Below are 21626 nucleotides of genomic sequence, written 5' to 3'. Positions count from 1 at the left end.
CGTGAAACGACTCCACGCCGATGATAGTGCGGATTCCCGTGTGAAAGTAGGTAATCGTCAGGCTCCCCTGCATGGCCAGAAACCCCACCCCTCAAAGGTGGGGTTTCTGCGTTTACGGCAGCCTTGGAATCGCCATATAAGTGAGAGATGTGAGTTTGGAGCGGTCAAGCAAGCCTTGACAACAAGTGGTTGTTCCCTCATAATCATCAGTTCTCTGCGGAGGGGTGCCCGAGTGGCTAAAGGGGGCAGACTGTAAATCTGTTGGCTTACGCCTACGTTGGTTCGAATCCAACCTCCTCCACCAGAATGCAAGCTGTAGCAATAGTAGTTGGGAATCCATGAATCCTTGCGGGTGTAGCTCAATGGTAGAGCAGAAGCCTTCCAAGCTTACGACGAGGGTTCGATTCCCTTCACCCGCTCCAGTAACAAAGAAGTAGCGCCCATGTGGCTCAGTGGTAGAGCACTCCCTTGGTAAGGGAGAGGTCGGCAGTTCGATCCTGCCCATGGGCACCAGAAGTACTCGGTGATTGTTTGCGCGCGGCGCAACGTACGGAAAAATCCTCTTAGGAGTCGAAAATGGCCAAGGGTAAGTTTGAGCGGACCAAGCCGCACGTGAACGTCGGCACGATCGGTCACGTTGACCACGGCAAGACCACGCTGACGGCAGCGATCACGACGGTGCTGACCAAGAAGTTTGGCGGCGAAGCGAAGGCATATGACCAGATCGACGCGGCGCCGGAAGAAAAGGCGCGTGGTATCACGATCAATACGGCGCACGTCGAGTACGAAACGGCTAACCGCCACTACGCCCACGTCGATTGCCCGGGCCACGCTGACTATGTGAAGAACATGATCACGGGCGCAGCGCAGATGGACGGCGCGATCCTGGTGTGCTCGGCCGCAGACGGCCCGATGCCGCAAACGCGTGAGCACATCCTGCTGGCGCGTCAGGTTGGCGTTCCGTACATCATCGTGTTCCTGAACAAGTGCGACATGGTGGACGACGCTGAGCTGCTGGAGCTGGTCGAGATGGAAGTTCGCGAGCTTCTGTCGAAGTACGACTTCCCGGGCGACGACACGCCGATCATCAAGGGTTCGGCCAAGCTGGCGCTGGAAGGCGACACGGGCGAGCTGGGCGAAGTGGCGATCATGAATCTGGCCGATGCGCTGGACACGTACATCCCGACGCCGGAGCGCGCAGTTGACGGTGCGTTCCTGATGCCGGTGGAAGACGTGTTCTCGATTTCGGGTCGCGGCACGGTGGTGACGGGTCGCGTTGAGCGCGGCGTCGTGAAGGTCGGCGAAGAAATCGAAATCGTCGGTATCAAGCCGACGGTGAAGACGACGTGCACGGGCGTGGAAATGTTCCGCAAGCTGCTCGACCAGGGTCAGGCAGGCGACAACGTTGGTATCCTGCTGCGCGGCACGAAGCGTGAAGACGTGGAGCGTGGCCAGGTTCTGGCGAAGCCGGGTTCGATCAACCCGCACACGCACTTCACGGCAGAAGTGTACGTGCTGAGCAAGGACGAAGGCGGTCGCCACACGCCGTTCTTCAACAACTATCGTCCCCAGTTCTACTTCCGTACCACGGACGTGACGGGCTCGATCGAGTTGCCGAAGGACAAGGAAATGGTCATGCCGGGTGACAACGTGTCGATCACGGTGAAGCTGATCAACCCGATCGCGATGGAAGAAGGCCTGCGTTTCGCAATCCGCGAAGGTGGCCGTACCGTTGGCGCAGGTGTCGTTGCCAAGATTCTCGAGTAACGCCAGATAGTTCTCGTTGATCGGTAGTTTCGGGGTTGGCGGTGTCGTCAACCCCAAAATGGTTTAGGGGTATAGCTCAACTGGCAGAGCGTCGGTCTCCAAAACCGAAGGTTGGGGGTTCGATTCCCTCTGCCCCTGCCAACTCTCGCGTCGTATGTGGCGCTTCGTTAAGGTGTTATGGCGAATCCTTCCGTCGAAACTGTAAATACATCCGGCGACAAGCTGATGCTCGTCGCGGGCGTATTGTTGGTCTTGGCCGGGTTCGTGGGGTTCTTCTGGCTCAGCGGCCAGGAATGGTACGTCCGCGGAGCCGCCTTGGCTGTTGGCGCTATTGCGGGTGTTGCAGTCGGTCTTCTCTCCGCGCCTGGCAAGGGTTTCATCGCTTTCGCCAAAGACTCGTACAAAGAAGTCCGTAAGGTTGTCTGGCCGACTCGTAAAGAGGCTACCCAGACGACGCTCGTAGTGTTCGGCTTCGTGTTCGTGATGGCAATCTTTCTTTGGGTTAGCGATAAATCCATTGAATGGGCGATTTTCTCGGTGATTCTGGGTTGGAAATGATATGAGCGATACTCCGGCATCCCCGAGTGGCAAACGTTGGTACGTGGTGCACGCATACTCCGGCATGGAGAAAAGTGTGCAACGTGCGCTTCAAGAGCGCATCGAACGTGCCGGCATGCAAGATCAGTTTGGTCAAATCCTCGTTCCGACTGAAGAAGTAGTTGAGGTAAAAGGTGGTCACAAATCGGTGACCGAACGTCGTTTCTTCCCGGGCTATGTCCTCGTAGAAATGGAAATGACGGATGAGACTTGGCACCTCGTGAAAAACACGGCAAAGGTGACGGGTTTCGTGGGCGGTGCGCGTAATCGTCCGAGCCCGATTTCCCCGCGGGAAGTCGAGAAGATCATGTCGCAAATGCAGGAAGGCGTGGAAAAGCCGCGTCCGAAGACCCTGTTCGAAGTAGGCGAGATGGTGCGGGTGAAGGACGGTCCGTTCACGGATTTCAACGGCAGCGTCGAAGAAGTGAACTACGAAAAGTCGCGCGTCCGTGTTTCCGTTACAATCTTCGGCCGTGCCACGCCGGTCGAGCTGGAATTCGGTCAGGTCGAAAAGTTGTAATCCAGAATTCTACGGGGCGCACCATTGGGTGCGTCCCGTATTTCGCGCTTACGGTCCGCGTAACGGCCGTTGAGGAGCGTAAGTAGCCTGTTTTTTGGTGAACGCGCGCTACTACTCACTGAATGTCCGCTTGTACCACGGCGGCGTTCCTAAGAGGTTTTCAAAATGGCAAAGAAAATCATCGGCTTTATCAAGCTGCAGATCCCTGCAGGTAAAGCCAACCCGTCGCCGCCGGTCGGTCCGGCACTGGGCCAACGCGGCCTGAACATCATGGAGTTCTGCAAGGCGTTCAACGCGCAGACTCAAGCTATGGAACCGGGTCTGCCGATTCCGGTCGTGATTACCGCGTTCGCGGACAAGAGCTTCACGTTCGTTCTGAAGACGCCGCCGGCTACGGTTCTGATCAAGAAGGCAGCGAAGATCGACAAGGGTTCGGCCAAGCCGCATACCGACAAGGTCGGCAAGATCACCCGCGCTCAAGCTGAAGACATCGCCAAGGCCAAGATGCCTGATCTGACGGCAGCTGATCTGGACGCAGCGGTTCGTACGATCGCAGGTAGCGCCCGCTCGATGGGCATCACCGTGGAGGGCGTGTAAATGGCTAAGCTTTCAAAGCGTCTGCAAGCATTTGCAGCTAAGGTTGATAGTCAAAAACTGTACGCGATCGACGAAGCTCTGTCGCTCGTGAAGGAATGCGCAAGCGCGAAGTTCGACGAGTCCATCGACGTTGCAGTGCAACTCGGCATCGACGCGAAGAAGTCGGACCAAGTGGTTCGCGGCTCGGTCGTGCTGCCGGCTGGTACCGGTAAGTCGGTTCGCGTGGCAGTGTTCGCACAAGGCGAAAAGGCTGAGCAAGCTCGTGCTGCCGGCGCAGAAGTTGTCGGTATGGAAGACCTGGCTGAACAAGTCAAGGCTGGCAAGCTGGACTTCGACATCGTGATCGCTTCGCCGGACACGATGCGCGTTGTCGGTACGCTCGGTCAGATCCTCGGCCCGCGTGGCCTGATGCCGAACCCGAAGGTCGGCACGGTTACGGCGGACGTCGCGACTGCAGTCAAGAACGCCAAGGCCGGTCAGGTTCAATTCCGTGTCGACAAGGCCGGTATCATCCACGCCACGATTGGCCGCGCTTCGTTCGAGCCGACGGCTCTGCGTAGCAACCTGAACGCTCTCGTCGACGCGCTGCAAAAGGCGAAGCCGGCAACGAGCAAGGGTGTGTACCTGCGCAAGGTCGCGCTGTCGAGCACGATGGGTGTTGGCGTTCGCGTCGACCAGGCATCGATCGCAGCACAGTAATAAATTTCATCGCCTCGATGTGAGTCGAGGCGGTTTTATGGGCTTTGGGCGGTCGCAAGATGGCAGTCTGCATCGAGCGGCCGGTTGTCAAAGACCGTTGGCGGGAACGCAGCAGGTAGGCGGTCTCTTAATGTAAAGCCAACGCAGATGGCGAACCCGAAAAGGTTTTGTAGTGATGAAACCGGTTGATGTCCACAGCAATGTGAGCGTCAGGCGGTCGAAATACTCCTGACTGGTCGGACGCCGTTATTGAACGCGGTACACAAGGCGCACGCTGCGTGTATCGAATCTGGAGGTTAACCGTGCCACTTAACAAAGAAAGCAAGCAGGCCGTCGTCGCTGAGGTTGCCGCGCAAGTCGCGAAAGCCCAGACCGTGGTTCTGGCTGAGTATCGTGGAATCGCGGTTGGCGATCTGACCAAGCTGCGCGCGAAAGCGCGCGAGCAACAGGTTTACCTTCGCGTGTTGAAGAACACGCTGGCGCGTCGCGCTGTTGAAGGTACCCCGTTCGCTCCGCTGGCAGAGCAGATGACTGGCCCCCTGATCTACGGCATCTCGGAAGATGCCATTGCTGCTGCTAAGGTCGTCAACGACTTCGGCAAAACCAATGACAAGTTGATCATCAAGGCTGGTTCCTACGAAGGCAAGGTGATGGACAAGGCTGGCGTGCAAGCGCTGGCAAACATCCCGAGCCGCGAAGAACTGCTCTCCAAGCTGTTGTACGTTATGCAAGCACCTGTTTCCGGCTTTGCGCGCGCTCTGGCCGCGCTGGCAGAAAAGAAACAAGGCGAAGAAGCCACTGCGTAACGCACTTCAGCCGAGCGTGATTGATCGCTGGCTGTATCCGAATTCAATTTAGGAGTATTTCAAATGGCAATCGCAAAAGATGACATCCTCGAGGCAGTAAGCTCGATGTCGGTTCTGGAACTGAACGAACTGGTCAAGGCGTTCGAAGAAAAGTTTGGCGTGTCGGCAGCTGCTGTTGCAGTGGCAGGCCCGGCAGGCGGCGGCGCTGCTGCTGCTGTTGAAGAGCAAACCGAATTCACGGTCAACCTGACGGAAGTCGGCGCGAACAAGGTTTCGGTCATTAAGGCTGTTCGCGAACTGACGGGTCTCGGCCTGAAGGAAGCGAAGGACTTGGTCGACGGTGCACCGAAGCCTGTTAAGGAATCGGTACCGAAGGCTGCTGCTGAAGAAGCCAAGAAGAAGTTGGAAGAAGCCGGCGCGAAGGCTGAAATCAAGTAAGTTTCGGCGCGCTGTGCGAAGGCTGGCGGTTTTCCACCGCCGGCCTTTTTGTGCTTTGTGGGGGGCGTGTTTTCGCCTAGCCGTTTCGGCAAGAACGTGACTCCCAGAAGCCAAAGAAAATCGCCTATCGGCAACATTGACCGGCGCTTCTCTTTGTCTTCTGAAGCGACTGCAGAAGGCAAGTTTGGTCGGGTAGCGGGCAACACAGGCATCCGCTGCCGTCAGCCAGCGGTTGGTAGCGGCCAACCACCAAGCTTCTAGGCTCGTTCAAGCCATCGGACGGCCATCGGGTCTCAGTCGGTGAACACTCGGGTTGTCTCATCAAGGTATCCTGCCTCGACAACAATGCCCGCCGTGATTCGGAGATCGTATGCAATATTCCTTCACCGAGAAGAAGCGCATTCGCAAGAGTTTTGCGAAGCGCCCCATCGTTCACCAAGTACCTTTCCTGCTGGCTACCCAGCTTGAATCATTCAGTACGTTTCTGCAAGCAGACACGTCGTCCACGCAACGCAAGCCGGAAGGCCTGCAAGCTGCGTTCACATCCGTTTTCCCGATTGTTTCGCATAACGGGTTCGCACGTCTAGAGTTCGTCAGCTACATGCTGTCGCCGCCGGCATTCAACATCAAGGAATGTCAGCAGCGCGGTTTGACGTACTGTTCGGCCCTGCGCGCGAAAGTGCGTCTGGTGCTGCTCGACAAGGAATCGCCGAGCAAGCCGGTCGTCAAGGAAGTGAAGGAACAGGAAGTGTACATGGGCGAAATTCCGCTCATGACGCCGACCGGTTCGTTCGTTATCAACGGCACGGAACGTGTGATCGTTTCCCAGCTGCACCGCTCGCCGGGCGTGTTCTTCGAACACGACAAGGGCAAGACGCACAGCTCGGGCAAGCTGTTGTTCTCGGCTCGTATCATTCCTTACCGTGGTTCGTGGCTCGACTTCGAATTCGATCCGAAGGACGTGCTGTACTTCCGCGTCGACCGTCGTCGCAAGATGCCGGTTACGATCCTGCTGAAGGCGATCGGCCTGACCCCGGAACAGATCCTCGCAAACTTCTTCGTTTTCGATAATTTCACGTTGATGCCGGAAGGCGCGCAGATGGAATTCGTTCCGGAGCGTCTGCGTGGTGAAGTCGCACGTTTCGACATTTCGGATCGTGACGGCAACGTGATCGTCCAGAAGGACAAGCGGATCAACGCCAAGCACATTCGCGATCTCGACAACGCGAAGACGAAGTTCATTTCGGTTCCGGAAGACTATCTGCTTGGCCGCGTGCTGGCGAAGAACGTCGTCGACGGCGACACGGGTGAAGTGATCGCTAACGCGAACGACGAAATCACCGAAACCGTCCTCGAAAAGCTCCGCGAATCGAAGATCAAAGACATCCAGACGCTCTACACGAACGATCTGGATCAAGGTCCGTACATTTCGTCGACGCTGCGTATCGACGAAACCGCGGACCGCATGGCTGCACGCATTGCGATCTACCGCATGATGCGTCCGGGCGAACCGCCGACCGAGGAAGCGGTCGAGGCGCTGTTCAACCGTCTGTTCTATAGCGAAGACGCATACGATCTGTCCAAGGTGGGTCGTATGAAGTTCAACCGCCGTGTCGGCCGCGACGAGATCGTCGGTCCGATGACGCTGCAAGACGACGACATCCTCGCAACGATCAAGATTCTGGTCGAGTTGCGTAACGGCAAGGGCGAAGTGGACGACATCGACCACTTGGGCAATCGTCGTGTGCGTTGCGTCGGCGAACTGGCGGAAAATCAGTTCCGCGCCGGTCTCGTGCGTGTCGAACGTGCTGTGAAGGAACGCCTCGGCCAAGCCGAAAGCGAAAACCTGATGCCGCATGACCTGATCAACTCGAAGCCGATTTCGTCGGCGATTCGCGAGTTTTTCGGTTCGTCGCAGCTGTCGCAGTTCATGGACCAAACGAACCCGCTGTCGGAAATCACCCACAAGCGCCGTGTTTCGGCACTTGGCCCGGGCGGTTTGACGCGTGAGCGCGCCGGCTTTGAAGTTCGCGACGTGCACCCGACCCACTACGGCCGTGTGTGCCCGATTGAAACGCCGGAAGGTCCGAACATCGGCCTGATCAACTCGCTGGCTCTGTACGCGCACCTGAACGAATACGGTTTCCTCGAAACGCCGTATCGCAAGGTCGTGGACAGCAAGGTGACCGACCAGATCGACTATCTGTCGGCGATCGAAGAAGGCCGTTACGTGATCGCTCAGGCGAACGCGGCAGTTGCTGCGGACGGCTCGCTGACCGACGAACTGGTGTCGTCGCGTGAAGCAGGCGAAACGCTGATGGTTACGCCGGACCGCATCCAGTACATGGACGTGGCGCCGTCGCAGATCGTGTCGGTGGCGGCATCGCTGATTCCGTTCCTCGAGCACGATGACGCGAACCGCGCATTGATGGGTTCGAACATGCAGCGTCAGGCTGTGCCGTGTCTGCGTCCTGAAAAGGCGGTGGTCGGTACGGGTATCGAACGCACGGTGGCAGTCGACTCGGGTACGACGGTTCAGGCATTCCGCGGTGGTGTGGTCGATTACGTCGACGCAGGCCGTATGGTGATCCGCGTGAACGACGATGAAGCCGTTGCTGGCGACGTCGGCGTGGATATCTATAACCTGATCAAGTACACGCGTTCCAACCAGAACACGAACATCAACCAGCGCCCGATCGTGAAGGTCGGCGATATCGTGTCGCGTGGCGACGTGCTGGCTGATGGTGCATCGACCGACCTCGGCGAACTGGCTCTCGGCCAGAACATGCTGGTCGCGTTCATGCCGTGGAACGGCTACAACTTCGAAGATTCGATTTTGATCTCGGAGAAGGTGGTTGCGGATGACCGTTACACGTCGATCCACATCGAAGAACTGAACGTCGTAGCTCGCGATACCAAGCTCGGACCGGAAGAAATCACGCGCGACATCTCGAACCTGGCGGAAGTGCAACTCGGCCGTCTCGACGAGTCGGGCATCGTCTACATCGGCGCTGAGGTCGAAGCAGGCGACGTGATGGTGGGTAAGGTTACGCCGAAGGGCGAAACCCAACTGACGCCGGAAGAAAAGCTGCTGCGCGCGATCTTCGGTGAAAAGGCTTCGGACGTGAAGGACACGTCGCTGCGCGTGCCGTCGGGCATGAGCGGCACGGTGATCGACGTTCAAGTGTTCACGCGTGAAGGCATTCAGCGCGACAAGCGTGCGCAACAGATCATCGACGATGAACTGAAGCGTTATCGCCTCGACCTGAACGACCAGCTGCGTATCGTGGAAGGCGATGCATTCCAGCGTCTCGCACGTATGTTGACCGGCAAGGTCGCGAACGGCGGTCCGAAGAAGCTCGCAAAGGGTACGAAGATCGAACAGGCTTACCTGGAAGATCTCGACCACTACCACTGGTTCGACATCCGCCTCGCGGACGAAGAAGCAGCGGCACAGCTCGAAGCGATCAAAGACTCGATCGAACAGAAGCGTCACCAGTTCGATCTGGCGTTCGAAGAAAAGCGCAAGAAGCTCACCCAAGGCGACGAACTGCCGCCGGGTGTGCTGAAGATGGTCAAGGTGTATCTGGCTGTGAAGCGTCGTCTGCAGCCTGGCGACAAGATGGCTGGCCGTCACGGTAACAAGGGTGTCGTGTCGAAGATCGTTCCGATCGAAGACATGCCGTACATGGCCGACGGCCGTCCGGCTGACGTCGTTCTGAACCCGCTCGGCGTGCCGTCGCGGATGAACGTGGGCCAGGTTCTCGAAGTGCATCTGGGTTGGGCCGCGAAGGGCCTCGGCTGGCGTATCGGCGAAATGCTGCAACGTCAGGCGAAGATCGCTGAACTGCGCGAATTCCTGATCAAGATCTACAACGAGTCGGGCCGCGCCGAAGAACTCGATACATTCACGGACGACGAAATCGTCGAACTGGCGAAGAACCTGCGCGAAGGCGTGCCGTTTGCAACGCCGGTGTTCGACGGTGCGACGGAAGAGGAAATGTCGCGCGCGCTGGATCTGGCATTCCCGGACGACATCGCGAAGAACCTCGGCATGACGCCGTCGAAGAACCAGGTGCGTCTGTATGACGGCCGCACAGGTGAGATGTTCGAACGTACGGTGACTGTCGGCTACATGCACTACCTGAAGCTGCACCACTTGGTCGACGACAAGATGCACGCGCGTTCGACGGGCCCGTACTCGCTCGTCACGCAGCAGCCGTTGGGCGGTAAGGCGCAGTTCGGTGGCCAGCGTTTTGGTGAAATGGAAGTGTGGGCGCTCGAAGCGTACGGCGCATCGTACGTGCTGCAGGAAATGCTGACTGTGAAGTCGGATGACGTGGCGGGCCGGACCAAGGTTTACGAGAACCTGGTCAAGGGCGATCACGTGATCGATGCCGGCATGCCTGAGTCGTTCAACGTGTTGGTGAAGGAAATCCGGTCGCTCGGTATCGACATCGACCTGGACCGGAACTAATCGGACTACTGGAGAGAAGCGATGAAAGCTTTGCTCGATCTATTCAAGCAAGTCCAACAACCTGAAGTTTTTGACGCGATCAAGATCGGTCTGGCCTCGCCAGACAAGATCCGTTCGTGGTCGTTCGGTGAAGTTAAGAAGCCGGAAACCATCAACTACCGGACGTTCAAGCCGGAACGCGATGGTCTGTTCTGCGCGAAGATCTTCGGGCCGATCAAAGACTACGAATGCCTTTGCGGCAAGTACAAGCGCCTGAAGCATCGTGGCGTGATCTGCGAAAAGTGCGGCGTCGAAGTGACGCTGGCGAAGGTGCGTCGCGAACGGATGGGCCACATTGAGTTGGCCTCGCCGGTTGCGCACATCTGGTTTTTGAAGTCGCTGCCGTCGCGTTTGGGCATGGTGCTCGACATGACGCTGCGCGACATTGAACGCGTGCTGTACTTCGAAGCCTATGTGGTGATCGATCCGGGCATGACGCCGCTGAAAGCGCGGCAGATCATGACGGAAGAGGATTACTACAACAAGGTCGAAGAGTACGGTGACGAATTCCGCGCCGAGATGGGCGCGGAAGGCGTTCGCGAACTGCTGCGCGCGATCAACATCGACGAACAGGTCGAGATGCTGCGCACCGAACTCAAGAACACGGGTTCGGAAGCGAAGATCAAGAAGTATGCGAAGCGCCTGAAGGTGCTCGAGGCTTTCCAACGTTCGGGCATCAAGCCTGACTGGATGGTGCTCGAAGTGCTGCCGGTGCTGCCGCCGGAACTGCGTCCGCTGGTGCCGCTCGATGGCGGCCGCTTCGCGACGTCGGACCTGAACGACCTGTATCGCCGCGTGATCAACCGTAACAACCGGTTGAAGCGTCTGCTCGAACTGAAGGCGCCTGAAATCATCGTCCGCAACGAAAAGCGGATGCTGCAGGAAGCCGTCGATTCGCTGCTCGACAACGGTCGTCGCGGTAAGGCAATGACCGGCGCGAACAAGCGTCCGCTGAAGTCGCTCGCTGACATGATCAAGGGTAAGGGCGGTCGTTTCCGTCAGAACTTGCTCGGTAAGCGCGTTGACTACTCAGGCCGTTCGGTCATCGTGGTCGGCCCGACGCTCAAGCTGCATCAGTGCGGTCTGCCGAAGCTGATGGCGCTCGAACTGTTCAAGCCGTTCATCTTCAACAAGCTGGAAGTGATGGGTGTTGCTACCACCATCAAGGCTGCGAAGAAGGAAGTCGAGAACCAGACGCCGGTGGTGTGGGACATCCTCGAAGAGGTGATCCGCGAACATCCGGTCATGCTGAACCGTGCGCCGACGCTGCACCGTCTTGGCATTCAGGCTTTCGAGCCGGTGCTGATCGAAGGTAAGGCTATCCAGCTGCACCCGCTCGTTTGCGCGGCGTTCAACGCCGACTTCGACGGTGACCAGATGGCTGTGCACGTGCCGCTGTCGCTCGAAGCGCAGATGGAAGCGCGTACGCTGATGCTGGCGTCGAACAACATCCTGTTCCCGGCCAACGGCGATCCGTCGATCGTGCCGTCGCAGGATATCGTGCTCGGCCTGTACTACGCGACGCGTGAAGCAGTGAACGCCAAGGGCGAAGGCCTGACGTTTACCGGCGTGTCGGAAGCACTGCGTGCGTACGAGAACAAGGAAGTCGAGCTCGCCTCGCGCGTCAACGTGCGGATCACGGAAATGGTCCACAACGAAGACAAGTCGGAAGGTGCGCCGGCGTTCGTGCCGAAGATCTCGCTGTACGCGACGACCGTCGGCCGTTCGATCCTGTCGGAAATTCTGCCGCCAGGCCTGCCGTTCTCGGTGCTGAACAAGCCGCTGAAGAAGAAAGAAATCTCGCGTCTGATCAACACCGCATTCCGCAAGTGCGGTCTGCGCGAAACGGTGATTTTCGCCGACCAGTTGATGCAATCGGGTTTCCGTCTGGCAACGCGCGCCGGTATTTCGATTTGCGTGGACGACATGCTCGTGCCGCCGCAGAAAGAACAGATCGTCGGCGACGCTGCGAAGAAGGTGAAGGAATACGACCGTCAGTACATGTCGGGTCTCGTCACGTCGCAAGAACGCTACAACAACGTGGTCGACATCTGGTCGGCAACGTCGGAAGCGGTCGGCAAGGCGATGATGGAGCAGCTGTCGACGGAACCGGTGGTCGATCGTGACGGTAACCAGACGCGTCAGGAGTCGTTCAACTCCATCTACATGATGGCTGACTCGGGTGCGCGTGGTTCCGCGGTTCAGATTCGTCAGCTGGCCGGTATGCGTGGCCTGATGGCGAAGCCGGACGGCTCGATCATCGAGACGCCGATTACGGCGAACTTCCGCGAAGGCCTGAACGTGTTGCAGTACTTCATCTCGACCCACGGTGCACGTAAGGGTCTGGCTGATACGGCACTGAAGACGGCAAACTCGGGTTACCTGACGCGTCGTCTGGTCGACGTGACGCAGGACCTGGTGGTGGTCGAGGACGATTGCGGTACGTCCAACGGCGTCGCCATGAAGGCGTTGGTCGAAGGCGGTGAAGTCGTCGAAGCGTTGCGTGACCGTATCCTCGGTCGCGTGACGGTGGCTGACGTCGTCAATCCGGAATCGCAGGAAACGCTGTACGAAACGGGCACGTTGCTCGACGAAGACGCGGTCGAGGAAATCGAACGCCTCGGCATCGACGAAGTGCGCGTGCGTACGCCGCTGACTTGCGAAACGCGTTACGGTCTGTGCGCAGCCTGCTACGGCCGCGACCTGGGTCGTGGCTCGTCGGTCAACGTTGGCGAAGCAGTCGGCGTGATCGCTGCTCAGTCGATCGGTGAACCGGGCACGCAGCTCACGATGCGTACGTTCCACATCGGTGGCGCGGCATCGCGTGCAGCAGTGGCTTCGTCGGTTGAAGCCAAGTCGAACGGTACGGTGCGTTTCACGGCGACCATGCGTTACGTCACCAATGCGAAGGGCGAGCAGATCGTCATCTCGCGTTCGGGCGAAGCCATGATCACCGACGACCACGGCCGTGAGCGTGAACGTCACAAGGTGCCGTACGGCGCGACGCTGTTGCAACTGGACGGCGCGCAGATCAAGGCCGGCACGCAGCTGGCGACGTGGGATCCAATGACGCGTCCGATCATCACCGAGTACGGTGGTACGGTGAAGTTCGAAAACGTCGAAGAAGGCGTGACGGTTGCCAAGCAGATCGACGATGTGACGGGTCTTTCGACGTTGGTCGTGATCGACGTGAAGCGCCGTGGTTCGCAAGCGTCGAAGACGGTGCGCCCGCAGGTCAAGCTGCTCGACGCGAACGGCGAAGAAGTCAAGATCCCGAACACCGAGCACTCGGTGCAGATCGGTTTCCAGGTTGGCGCTCTGATCACCGTGAAGGACGGTCAGCAAGTGCAGGTCGGTGAAGTGCTCGCACGGATCCCGGTTGAATCGCAGAAAACGCGTGACATTACCGGTGGTCTGCCGCGTGTGGCCGAACTGTTCGAAGCGCGCTCGCCGAAGGACGCCGGTATTCTGGCGGAAGTCACGGGCACGACGTCGTTCGGTAAGGACACGAAGGGTAAGCAGCGTCTCGTTATCACGGATCTCGAAGGCAATCAGCACGAGTTCCTGATCGCGAAGGAAAAGCAGGTTCTGGTGCACGATGGTCAGGTCGTCAACAAGGGCGAAATGATTGTCGACGGGCCGGCTGATCCGCACGACATCCTGCGTTTGCAGGGCGTCGAAGCGCTGGCGCGCTACATCGTGGACGAAGTGCAGGACGTGTATCGTTTGCAGGGCGTGAAGATCAATGACAAGCACATTGAAGTGATCGTCCGTCAGATGCTGCGCCGTGTGCAGATCGTCGATAACGGTGACACGCGCTTCATCATGGGCGAACAAGTCGAGCGCTCGGATATGCTCGACGAGAACGACCGGATGGCTGCGGAAGACAAGATCCCGGCAACCTACGACAACGTGCTGCTCGGTATCACGAAGGCGTCGCTGTCGACCGATTCGTTCATCTCCGCGGCGTCGTTCCAGGAAACGACTCGCGTGCTGACCGAAGCGGCGATCATGGGCAAGCGCGACGATCTGCGCGGGCTGAAGGAAAACGTGATCGTTGGTCGTCTGATTCCGGCTGGTACGGGTCTCGCGTTCCACAAGGCACGCAAGAGCAAGGAACTGTCCGACCGCGAGCGTTTCGATCAGATCGCAGCGGAAGAGTCGTTCGAATTCGGTACGCCGGAAACCCCGGCCGCCGAACAGCAACACTCAGGCGAGTAAGTCCCGGCGGCGCAAGCCGCCTGGGGCTCACCAGCCAGCGAAGCCGCTCAGTTTCGACTGAGCGGTTTTTTTTTGTCGACAGGAGTAAGTGCTTTAGCACTTACTCCTGTCCAACGCACCGCGCGCGCCTCATTTTTGTGCGGTTTTTGTGGATTCGTCGGCCGAACGGCTAACGTTGCTGCAAAGCGCGGGCGCAACACGAATGCGTTGGTAAAATTCGTGTCACCGGCATTACGCTGCTTCTCTCAAATTCATGTCCCGTCCGCTCGAAATCCTCAACGAAGTCTTCGGTTACCCCGCGTTCAGAGGACAGCAGGGCGAAATTGTCGAGCACGTCGCCGGCGGCGGCGATTGCCTTGTGCTGATGCCTACAGGTGGCGGTAAGTCGCTGTGCTATCAGATTCCGTCGCTGGTGCGGCGCGAAGCGGGTTGCGGAGCTGGGATCGTGGTGTCCCCGCTGATCGCGCTGATGCAGGACCAGGTCGCCGCGCTGAAGGAAGTCGGTGTACGAGCGGCTTATCTGAACTCGACCCTGTCGAGTGCCGAAGCGATGGCCACCGAACGCGCGCTACGCGAAGGCGAAATCGATCTGCTCTACGTGGCGCCCGAACGCCTGATGACGCCCCGTTTTCAGGAGTTGCTCGAGCGCACACGCATCGGGCTGTTCGCGATCGACGAGGCCCACTGCGTGTCGCAATGGGGCCACGATTTCCGGCCTGAATATATTCAGCTATCGGTGCTGCACGAGCGCTTTCCGAACGTGCCGCGTATCGCGCTCACCGCGACCGCGGATGCAATTACGCGTGACGAAATCATTCATCGTCTCGCGTTGGACGATGCGCGCATTTTCATCTCCAGTTTCGATCGCCCGAATATCCGCTACCGCATCGTCGAGAAAGACAATGCGCGCGCTCAGTTGCTCGATTTCATTCGCGCCGAACATTCGAAACCTGATGGCACGACCGACGCCGGCGTGGTTTATTGCCTGTCGCGCCGCAAAGTGGAGGAAACGGCAGAGTGGCTGAAAGAAAAGGGTATGCGCGCTTTGCCGTATCACGCCGGCATGGAGTTCGAAATCCGCCAGAAGCATCAGGAGATGTTTCAGCGTGAGGAAGGCATCGTGATGTGCGCAACGATCGCCTTTGGTATGGGGATCGACAAGCCAGACGTACGCTTCGTGGCTCACCTTGATTTGCCAAAGAGCGTCGAAGGCTATTACCAGGAAACCGGGCGCGCGGGTCGCGACGGTATGCCTGCCAACGCCTGGATGGCGTACGGTCTGGGCGACGTCGTCCAGCAGCGCAAGATGATCGACGAGTCCGACGCCGACGACGCGCATAAGCGCGTGCAGACCGGCAAGCTCGACGCCTTGCTCGGTCTGTGCGAAGCGGCGACCTGCCGCCGCGTGCGGCTGCTCGCGTATTTCGGTGAATCAAGCAAACCCTGCGGCAACTGCGACAACTGTATCGAGCCGCCAGACACATGGGATGCAACGCGCGAAGCGCAGATGGCGCTCTCCTGTGTATTCCGCGCGCAGCGGGCGAGTGGCTTTCACTTCGGCGCCGGGCATTTGATCGACATTCTCCGCGGCAATCGCAGCGAGAAAGTCCTGCAACGTGGCCACGAAAAACTCACCACGTTCGGAATCGGGGCCGCACTCGGCGAGCCGGAGTGGCGCGCTATCTTCCGGCAGCTCGTCGCGTTCGGCTACCTCACCGTCGACCACGAAGGCTTCGGCTCGCTGGTGCTGACTGAGGCGGCCAAAGCGGTGTTGAAGAGCGAGCAGAACGTTACGATGCGCCGTTATGTGAAGCCCACGCGTACCCGCCAATCGTCCGGCCGGACAAGCGAGCGGGCAGACCCGACGATCGGCATGGGCCCACGCGAGCGCGCCCGCTGGGAGCGCCTGCGGACCTGGCGCACAGAGACGGCGAAAAGCGACGGCGTGCCGGCCTACGTCATCTTCCACGACGCCACGCTGGCGGAAATTGCCCGCAACGGCCCGGATTCCATTGAGGATTTGCGTGGTATTCCGGGCATGGGCGCACGCAAACTCGACCGTTTCGGCGACGAGTTGCTGGAAGTCGTCGCCGCCGACTGAGCGCGTCGAGTGCCGTTTTAGGTCGACAGGCCTGCGAAACATTGCAACCTGTTGACTCCTTTAGCATTTTCGGAATATTATGCTAGGTTCCGGTTCTTGGGATGCCCGTGCGCGAAGTGAATTCGTGCGCTGACTGTCGGGTCCGGAAGTTCGATGCGCAATCGTTTCTGCTTTGCCCGGAAACAAATGCGTCGATTTTGTTCAATTTCAGGAATAAACAATGCCAACCATCAATCAACTGGTTCGCAAAGGCCGCGCGTCGGAAACGACGAAGAGCAAGAGCCCGGCTTTGCAGGACTGCCCCCAGCGTCGCGGCGTGTGCACTCGCGTGTACACCACGACGCCTAAGAAGCCGAACTCGGCACTTCGTAAAGTTGCCAAGGTGCGCCTGACGAACGGCTTCGAAGTCATTTCGTACATCGGTGGTGAAGGCCACAACCTGCAGGAACACTCGGTCGTGCTGATTCGCGGCGGCCGTGTTAAGGACTTGCCGGGTGTGCGTTACCACATGGTCCGCGGCTCGCTGGATACCCAGGGCGTCAAGGATCGTAAGCAAGCTCGCTCGAAGTACGGTGCGAAGCGTGCAAAAGCTGGCAAGTAATTAGCCGGTCAGAGTAGTTTCAGGTCGCCTGCAAAGGCGGTAATAGCGGTGGTGCCGGAATCGCCGGTGCTGTCGAGTAAGTGGTCACCCGACCGGGCTGGTAAGTCGTTAGAGATGAATCGGGTTAGTTGGTGGCCGCGGGGCTGATAAGCAGCTCCAACTGAAAAGTAAAGGAAGAAACATGCCGCGTCGTCGCGAAGTCCCCAAGCGGGAAGTGTTGCCGGATCCGAAGTTCGGTAACGTAGATGTAGCTAAGTTCATGAACGTGCTGATGCTCTCCGGCAAGAAGTCGGTTGCTGAGCGCATCGTGTACGGCGCTTTCGAACAGATCCAGACCAAGGGTGGCAAGGACCCGCTGGAAGTGTTCACGGTAGCGCTCAACAACGTCAAGCCGGTGGTCGAAGTGAAGAGCCGCCGCGTTGGTGGTGCGAACTATCAGGTTCCGGTCGAAGTGCGTCCGTCGCGTCGTATGGCATTGGCGATGCGTTGGTTGCGTGAAGCCGCGAAGAAGCGCAGCGAGAAGTCGATGGCCCTGCGTCTGGCAGGTGAACTCTCCGAAGCGGCCGAAGGCCGTGGCGGCGCGATGAAGAAGCGCGACGAAGTTCACCGGATGGCAGAAGCCAATAAGGCGTTCTCGCACTTCCGTTTCTAAGCTTCCCGAACCCGGGTTTAGCAGAAAAAGCGGAAAGAAATTCCGGGCGGGTGCGCTTACAAAGCGCCTCGCCCGTTTGTGTTACAGCGCGATGGGTATTTTCTCGCATCGCGTCATCCCAATAGAGGATCAAAGTGGCTCGCAAGACACCTATCGAGCGCTACCGTAACATCGGTATTAGCGCTCACATCGACGCCGGCAAAACGACGACGACCGAGCGCATCCTGTTCTACACCGGCGTGAACCACAAGATTGGTGAAGTTCACGACGGCGCTGCCACCATGGACTGGATGGAGCAGGAGCAGGAACGCGGCATCACGATCACGTCCGCTGCTACCACGGCGTTCTGGAAAGGCATGGCCGGCGACCGCGCTGAGCACCGTATCAACATCATCGACACCCCGGGTCACGTCGACTTCACGATTGAAGTCGAGCGCTCGATGCGCGTGCTCGACGGTGCATGCATGGTCTACTGCGCAGTGGGCGGCGTGCAGCCCCAGTCGGAAACCGTGTGGCGCCAGGCTAACAAGTACAAGGTTCCCCGTCTCGCGTTCATCAACAAGATGGACCGTACCGGCGCGAACTTTTTCAAGGTCTACGACCAGCTCAAGCTGCGTCTGAAGGCGAACCCGGTTCCGGTCGTGGTGCCTATCGGCGCTGAAGAAACGTTCACGGGCGTCGTCGATCTGCTGAAGATGAAGGCGATCATTTGGGATGACGCGTCCCAAGGCACGAAGTTCTCGTACGAAGAAATCCCGGCTGAACTCGTCGACACGTGCAACGAATGGCGCGAGAAGATGGTCGAAGCTGCGGCCGAGTCGAACGAAGATCTGATGAACAAGTACCTCGAGTCGGGCGAACTGACCGAGGCGGAAATCATCAAGGGTCTGCGCGACCGTACGATCGCGTGCGAAATTCAGCCGATGCTGTGTGGTACTGCGTTCAAGAACAAGGGCGTGCAGCGGATGCTGGACGCCGTGCTCGATTTCCTGCCGTCGCCGATCGACATTCCGCCGGTTACGGGTGAACTCGAAAACGGTGAAAAGGCTGAGCGGCGCGCAGCTGACGACGAGAAGTTCTCGTCCCTCGCATTCAAGATCATGACCGATCCGTTTGTCGGCCAGCTGATCTTCTTCCGTGTGTACTCCGGTACGACGAAGTCGGGCGACACGCTGCTGAACGCGACCAAGGACAAGAAAGAACGTCTCGGTCGTATTCTGCTGATGCACGCAAACCAGCGTGAAGAAATCAAGGAAGTGCACGCGGGCGACATCGCTGCTGCGGTTGGCCTGAAAGACGCGACCACGGGTGACACCCTGTGCGATCCGTTGCACCCGATCGTGCTCGAGCGCATGATTTTCCCGGAGCCGGTGATCTCCCAGGCTGTTGAGCCGAAGACGAAGCCTGACCAGGAAAAGATGGGTCTGGCGCTGAATCGCCTGGCTCAGGAAGATCCGTCGTTCCGCGTTCAAACGGACGAAGAATCGGGTCAAACCATCATTTCGGGCATGGGCGAGCTCCACCTCGAAATTCTGGTCGACCGGATGAAGCGTGAATTCGGCGTCGAAGCAACGGTCGGCAAGCCGCAGGTGGCTTACCGTGAAACGATCCGCGGCAAGGCGGAAGACGTCGATGGCAAGTTCGTCAAGCAGTCGGGTGGTCGCGGCCAGTATGGTCACGCGGTCATTACGCTTGAGCCGAACGAGCAAGGCAAGGGCTACGAGTTCCTGGACGAAATCAAGGGCGGTGTGATTCCGCGTGAATACATCCCGGCAGTCGACAAGGGTATCCAGGAAACGCTGAAAGCTGGCGTGCTGGCAGGCTTCCCGGTCGTTGACGTGAAGGTTCACCTGACGTTCGGTTCGTACCACGATGTTGACTCGAACGAAAACGCGTTCCGCATGGCCGGCTCGATGGCGTTCAAGGAAGCAATGCGCAAGGCGAGCCCGGTCATCCTCGAACCGATGATGGCTGTGGAAGTCGAAACGCCGGAAGACTACATGGGCAACGTGATGGGCGATCTGTCGGGCCGTCGCGGTATTGTTCAGGGCATGGAAGACATGATTGGCGGCGGCAAGATCGTTCGCGCCGAAGTGCCGCTGTCGGAAATGTTCGGCTACTCGACGTCACTGCGTTCGCTGAGCCAAGGTCGTGCAACGTACACGATGGAGTTCAAGCACTACTCCGAAGCACCGCGCAACGTGTCTGAAGCGATCATCAACGCGAAGTCGAAGTAAGCGCGCGGCAAGTCATTCAACGATTAACTTTTTGAAAGAAGAGAAACATGGCTAAAGGTAAATTCGAACGGACCAAGCCGCACGTGAACGTCGGCACGATCGGTCACGTTGACCACGGCAAGACCACGCTGACGGCAGCGATCACGACGGTGCTGACCAAGAAGTTTGGCGGCGAAGCGAAGGCATATGACCAGATCGACGCGGCGCCGGAAGAAAAGGCGCGTGGTATCACGATCAATACGGCGCACGTCGAGTACGAAACGGCTAACCGCCACTACGCCCACGTCGATTGCCCGGGCCACGCTGACTATGTGAAGAACATGATCACGGGCGCAGCGCAGATGGACGGCGCGATCCTGGTGTGCTCGGCCGCAGACGGCCCGATGCCGCAAACGCGTGAGCACATCCTGCTGGCGCGTCAGGTTGGCGTTCCGTACATCATCGTGTTCCTGAACAAGTGCGACATGGTGGACGACGCTGAGCTGCTGGAGCTGGTCGAGATGGAAGTTCGCGAGCTTCTGTCGAAGTACGACTTCCCGGGCGACGACACGCCGATCATCAAGGGTTCGGCCAAGCTGGCGCTGGAAGGCGACACGGGCGAGCTGGGCGAAGTGGCGATCATGAATCTGGCCGATGCGCTGGACACGTACATCCCGACGCCGGAGCGCGCAGTTGACGGTGCGTTCCTGATGCCGGTGGAAGACGTGTTCTCGATTTCGGGTCGCGGCACGGTGGTGACGGGTCGCGTTGAGCGCGGCGTCGTGAAGGTCGGCGAAGAAATCGAAATCGTCGGTATCAAGCCGACGGTGAAGACGACGTGCACGGGCGTGGAAATGTTCCGCAAGCTGCTCGACCAGGGTCAGGCAGGCGACAACGTTGGTATCCTGCTGCGCGGCACGAAGCGTGAAGACGTGGAGCGTGGCCAGGTTCTGGCGAAGCCGGGTTCGATCAACCCGCACACGCACTTCACGGCAGAAGTGTACGTGCTGAGCAAGGACGAAGGCGGTCGCCACACGCCGTTCTTCAACAACTATCGTCCCCAGTTCTACTTCCGTACCACGGACGTGACGGGCTCGATCGAGTTGCCGAAGGACAAGGAAATGGTCATGCCGGGTGACAACGTGTCGATCACGGTGAAGCTGATCAACCCGATCGCGATGGAAGAAGGCCTGCGTTTCGCAATCCGCGAAGGTGGCCGTACCGTTGGCGCAGGTGTCGTTGCCAAGATTCTCGAGTAAAATCGAGGGTTGAATTTGCAGTAAGTGGTGCCCGGAGCCGGGCGCCTGTCGATAGGCGTTGGCGCTTCAGCGCTTGTTCCTATCCCATGCCCGGCTCTACGTTCTTTTACTATCTGGCGGCGCAATACCGCCTCGCTCTTTCCAAGGAATTGTCATGCAAAACCAGAAAATCCGCATTCGCCTGAAGGCTTTCGACTATCGCCTGATCGATCAATCGGCAGCTGAAATCGTCGACACGGCTAAGCGGACTGGCGCGATCGTTCGTGGTCCGGTGCCCCTGCCGACCCGCATTCAACGTTTCGACATCCTGCGTTCGCCGCACGTTAACAAGACGTCGCGCGATCAGCTCGAAATCCGTACGCACCAACGCCTGATGGACATCGTCGACCCGACGGACAAGACCGTTGACGCATTGATGAAGTTGGACCTGCCGGCTGGCGTGGACGTGGAAATCAAGCTGCAATAAGGCTTTCAGAGGTTGTCCGAAGTATCGGGCAACGCTAAGTCATTGATTGCTTGCGGAAAACGAAAAGCCTCGCTATAATGCAAGGCTTTTCGCGCATTTGCGCAAAAAAGTCGGTGTGCTGCAGCATGAATTCATGCCCGAAACGGCACCGGCATTTTGTAAATTAGCCC

Annotated in this window: 15 protein-coding genes and 4 tRNA genes; all 19 read left to right on the top strand. The window is 58.6% G+C overall.

The features are described from left to right. The first annotated feature begins 218 nt into the window (after positions 1-218). Positions 219-304: transfer RNA gene (locus ACAX43_RS28145), tRNA-Tyr, on the top strand. Between the two features lie 44 nt (positions 305-348). Then, positions 349-422, top strand: a tRNA-Gly gene (locus ACAX43_RS28140). 16 nt (positions 423-438) lie between these two features. Continuing rightward, positions 439-513 (top strand) — tRNA-Thr (locus ACAX43_RS28135). A gap of 63 nt (positions 514-576) precedes the next feature. Then, positions 577-1767 carry an elongation factor Tu gene (gene tuf, locus ACAX43_RS28130; RefSeq protein WP_063497539.1) on the top strand — a complete coding sequence of 397 codons (1191 nt, stop codon included), beginning with the start codon at positions 577-579 and terminating at the stop codon, positions 1765-1767. A 65-nt stretch (positions 1768-1832) separates the two neighbouring features. Continuing rightward, a tRNA-Trp gene (locus tag ACAX43_RS28125) sits at positions 1833-1908 on the top strand. A 36-nt stretch (positions 1909-1944) separates the two neighbouring features. Next, positions 1945-2325: a preprotein translocase subunit SecE gene (secE, locus tag ACAX43_RS28120; RefSeq protein WP_011490062.1), complete on the top strand. Its 381-nt coding sequence runs from the start codon at positions 1945-1947 to the stop codon at positions 2323-2325. 1 nt (position 2326) lies between these two features. Next, entirely contained in the window at positions 2327-2884 is a 558-nt protein-coding gene (gene nusG / locus ACAX43_RS28115) for a transcription termination/antitermination protein NusG (RefSeq protein WP_007180147.1), read from the top strand. A 165-nt stretch (positions 2885-3049) separates the two neighbouring features. After that, positions 3050-3481, top strand: coding sequence for a 50S ribosomal protein L11 (rplK, locus tag ACAX43_RS28110; protein ID WP_074262715.1), 432 nt, complete (start codon positions 3050-3052; stop codon positions 3479-3481). Next, on the top strand, positions 3482-4180 hold the full coding sequence (gene rplA / locus ACAX43_RS28105; protein WP_370711638.1) for a 50S ribosomal protein L1: 699 nt from the start codon (positions 3482-3484) through the stop codon (positions 4178-4180). Positions 4181-4482: 302 nt separating this feature from the next. Next, positions 4483-4986 (top strand): 50S ribosomal protein L10, encoded by a 504-nt coding sequence (rplJ, locus tag ACAX43_RS28100; RefSeq protein ID WP_370711637.1) that lies wholly within the window; start codon positions 4483-4485, stop codon positions 4984-4986. 63 nt (positions 4987-5049) lie between these two features. Further along, entirely contained in the window at positions 5050-5424 is a 375-nt protein-coding gene (rplL, locus tag ACAX43_RS28095; protein WP_370711636.1) for a 50S ribosomal protein L7/L12, read from the top strand. A gap of 370 nt (positions 5425-5794) precedes the next feature. After that, complete coding sequence (gene rpoB / locus ACAX43_RS28090) at positions 5795-9901, top strand: DNA-directed RNA polymerase subunit beta (protein WP_370711635.1); 4107 nt, start codon at positions 5795-5797, stop codon at positions 9899-9901. Positions 9902-9922: 21 nt separating this feature from the next. Continuing rightward, positions 9923-14161 (top strand): DNA-directed RNA polymerase subunit beta', encoded by a 4239-nt coding sequence (gene rpoC / locus ACAX43_RS28085; protein WP_370711634.1) that lies wholly within the window; start codon positions 9923-9925, stop codon positions 14159-14161. A gap of 253 nt (positions 14162-14414) precedes the next feature. After that, positions 14415-16262 (top strand): DNA helicase RecQ, encoded by a 1848-nt coding sequence (recQ, locus tag ACAX43_RS28080; RefSeq protein ID WP_370711633.1) that lies wholly within the window; start codon positions 14415-14417, stop codon positions 16260-16262. 220 nt (positions 16263-16482) lie between these two features. After that, entirely contained in the window at positions 16483-16863 is a 381-nt protein-coding gene (gene rpsL / locus ACAX43_RS28075; RefSeq protein ID WP_006998493.1) for a 30S ribosomal protein S12, read from the top strand. Positions 16864-17044: 181 nt separating this feature from the next. Continuing rightward, entirely contained in the window at positions 17045-17515 is a 471-nt protein-coding gene (gene rpsG / locus ACAX43_RS28070) for a 30S ribosomal protein S7 (RefSeq protein ID WP_006053291.1), read from the top strand. Between the two features lie 134 nt (positions 17516-17649). Beyond that, complete coding sequence (gene fusA, locus ACAX43_RS28065) at positions 17650-19752, top strand: elongation factor G (RefSeq protein ID WP_370711632.1); 2103 nt, start codon at positions 17650-17652, stop codon at positions 19750-19752. A 47-nt stretch (positions 19753-19799) separates the two neighbouring features. After that, positions 19800-20990: an elongation factor Tu gene (tuf, locus tag ACAX43_RS28060; RefSeq protein ID WP_063497539.1), complete on the top strand. Its 1191-nt coding sequence runs from the start codon at positions 19800-19802 to the stop codon at positions 20988-20990. 154 nt (positions 20991-21144) lie between these two features. Then, a complete protein-coding gene (gene rpsJ / locus ACAX43_RS28055) occupies positions 21145-21456 on the top strand; it encodes a 30S ribosomal protein S10 (protein WP_006998489.1) in 312 nt (103 codons plus the stop codon). The last annotated feature ends 170 nt before the right edge of the window (positions 21457-21626 follow it).

It is taken from the genome of Paraburkholderia sp. IW21, from assembly GCF_041321145.1.
Classification (GTDB): Bacteria; Pseudomonadota; Gammaproteobacteria; order Burkholderiales; family Burkholderiaceae; genus Paraburkholderia.
This window is presented reverse-complemented; position numbering and strand designations above follow the sequence as displayed.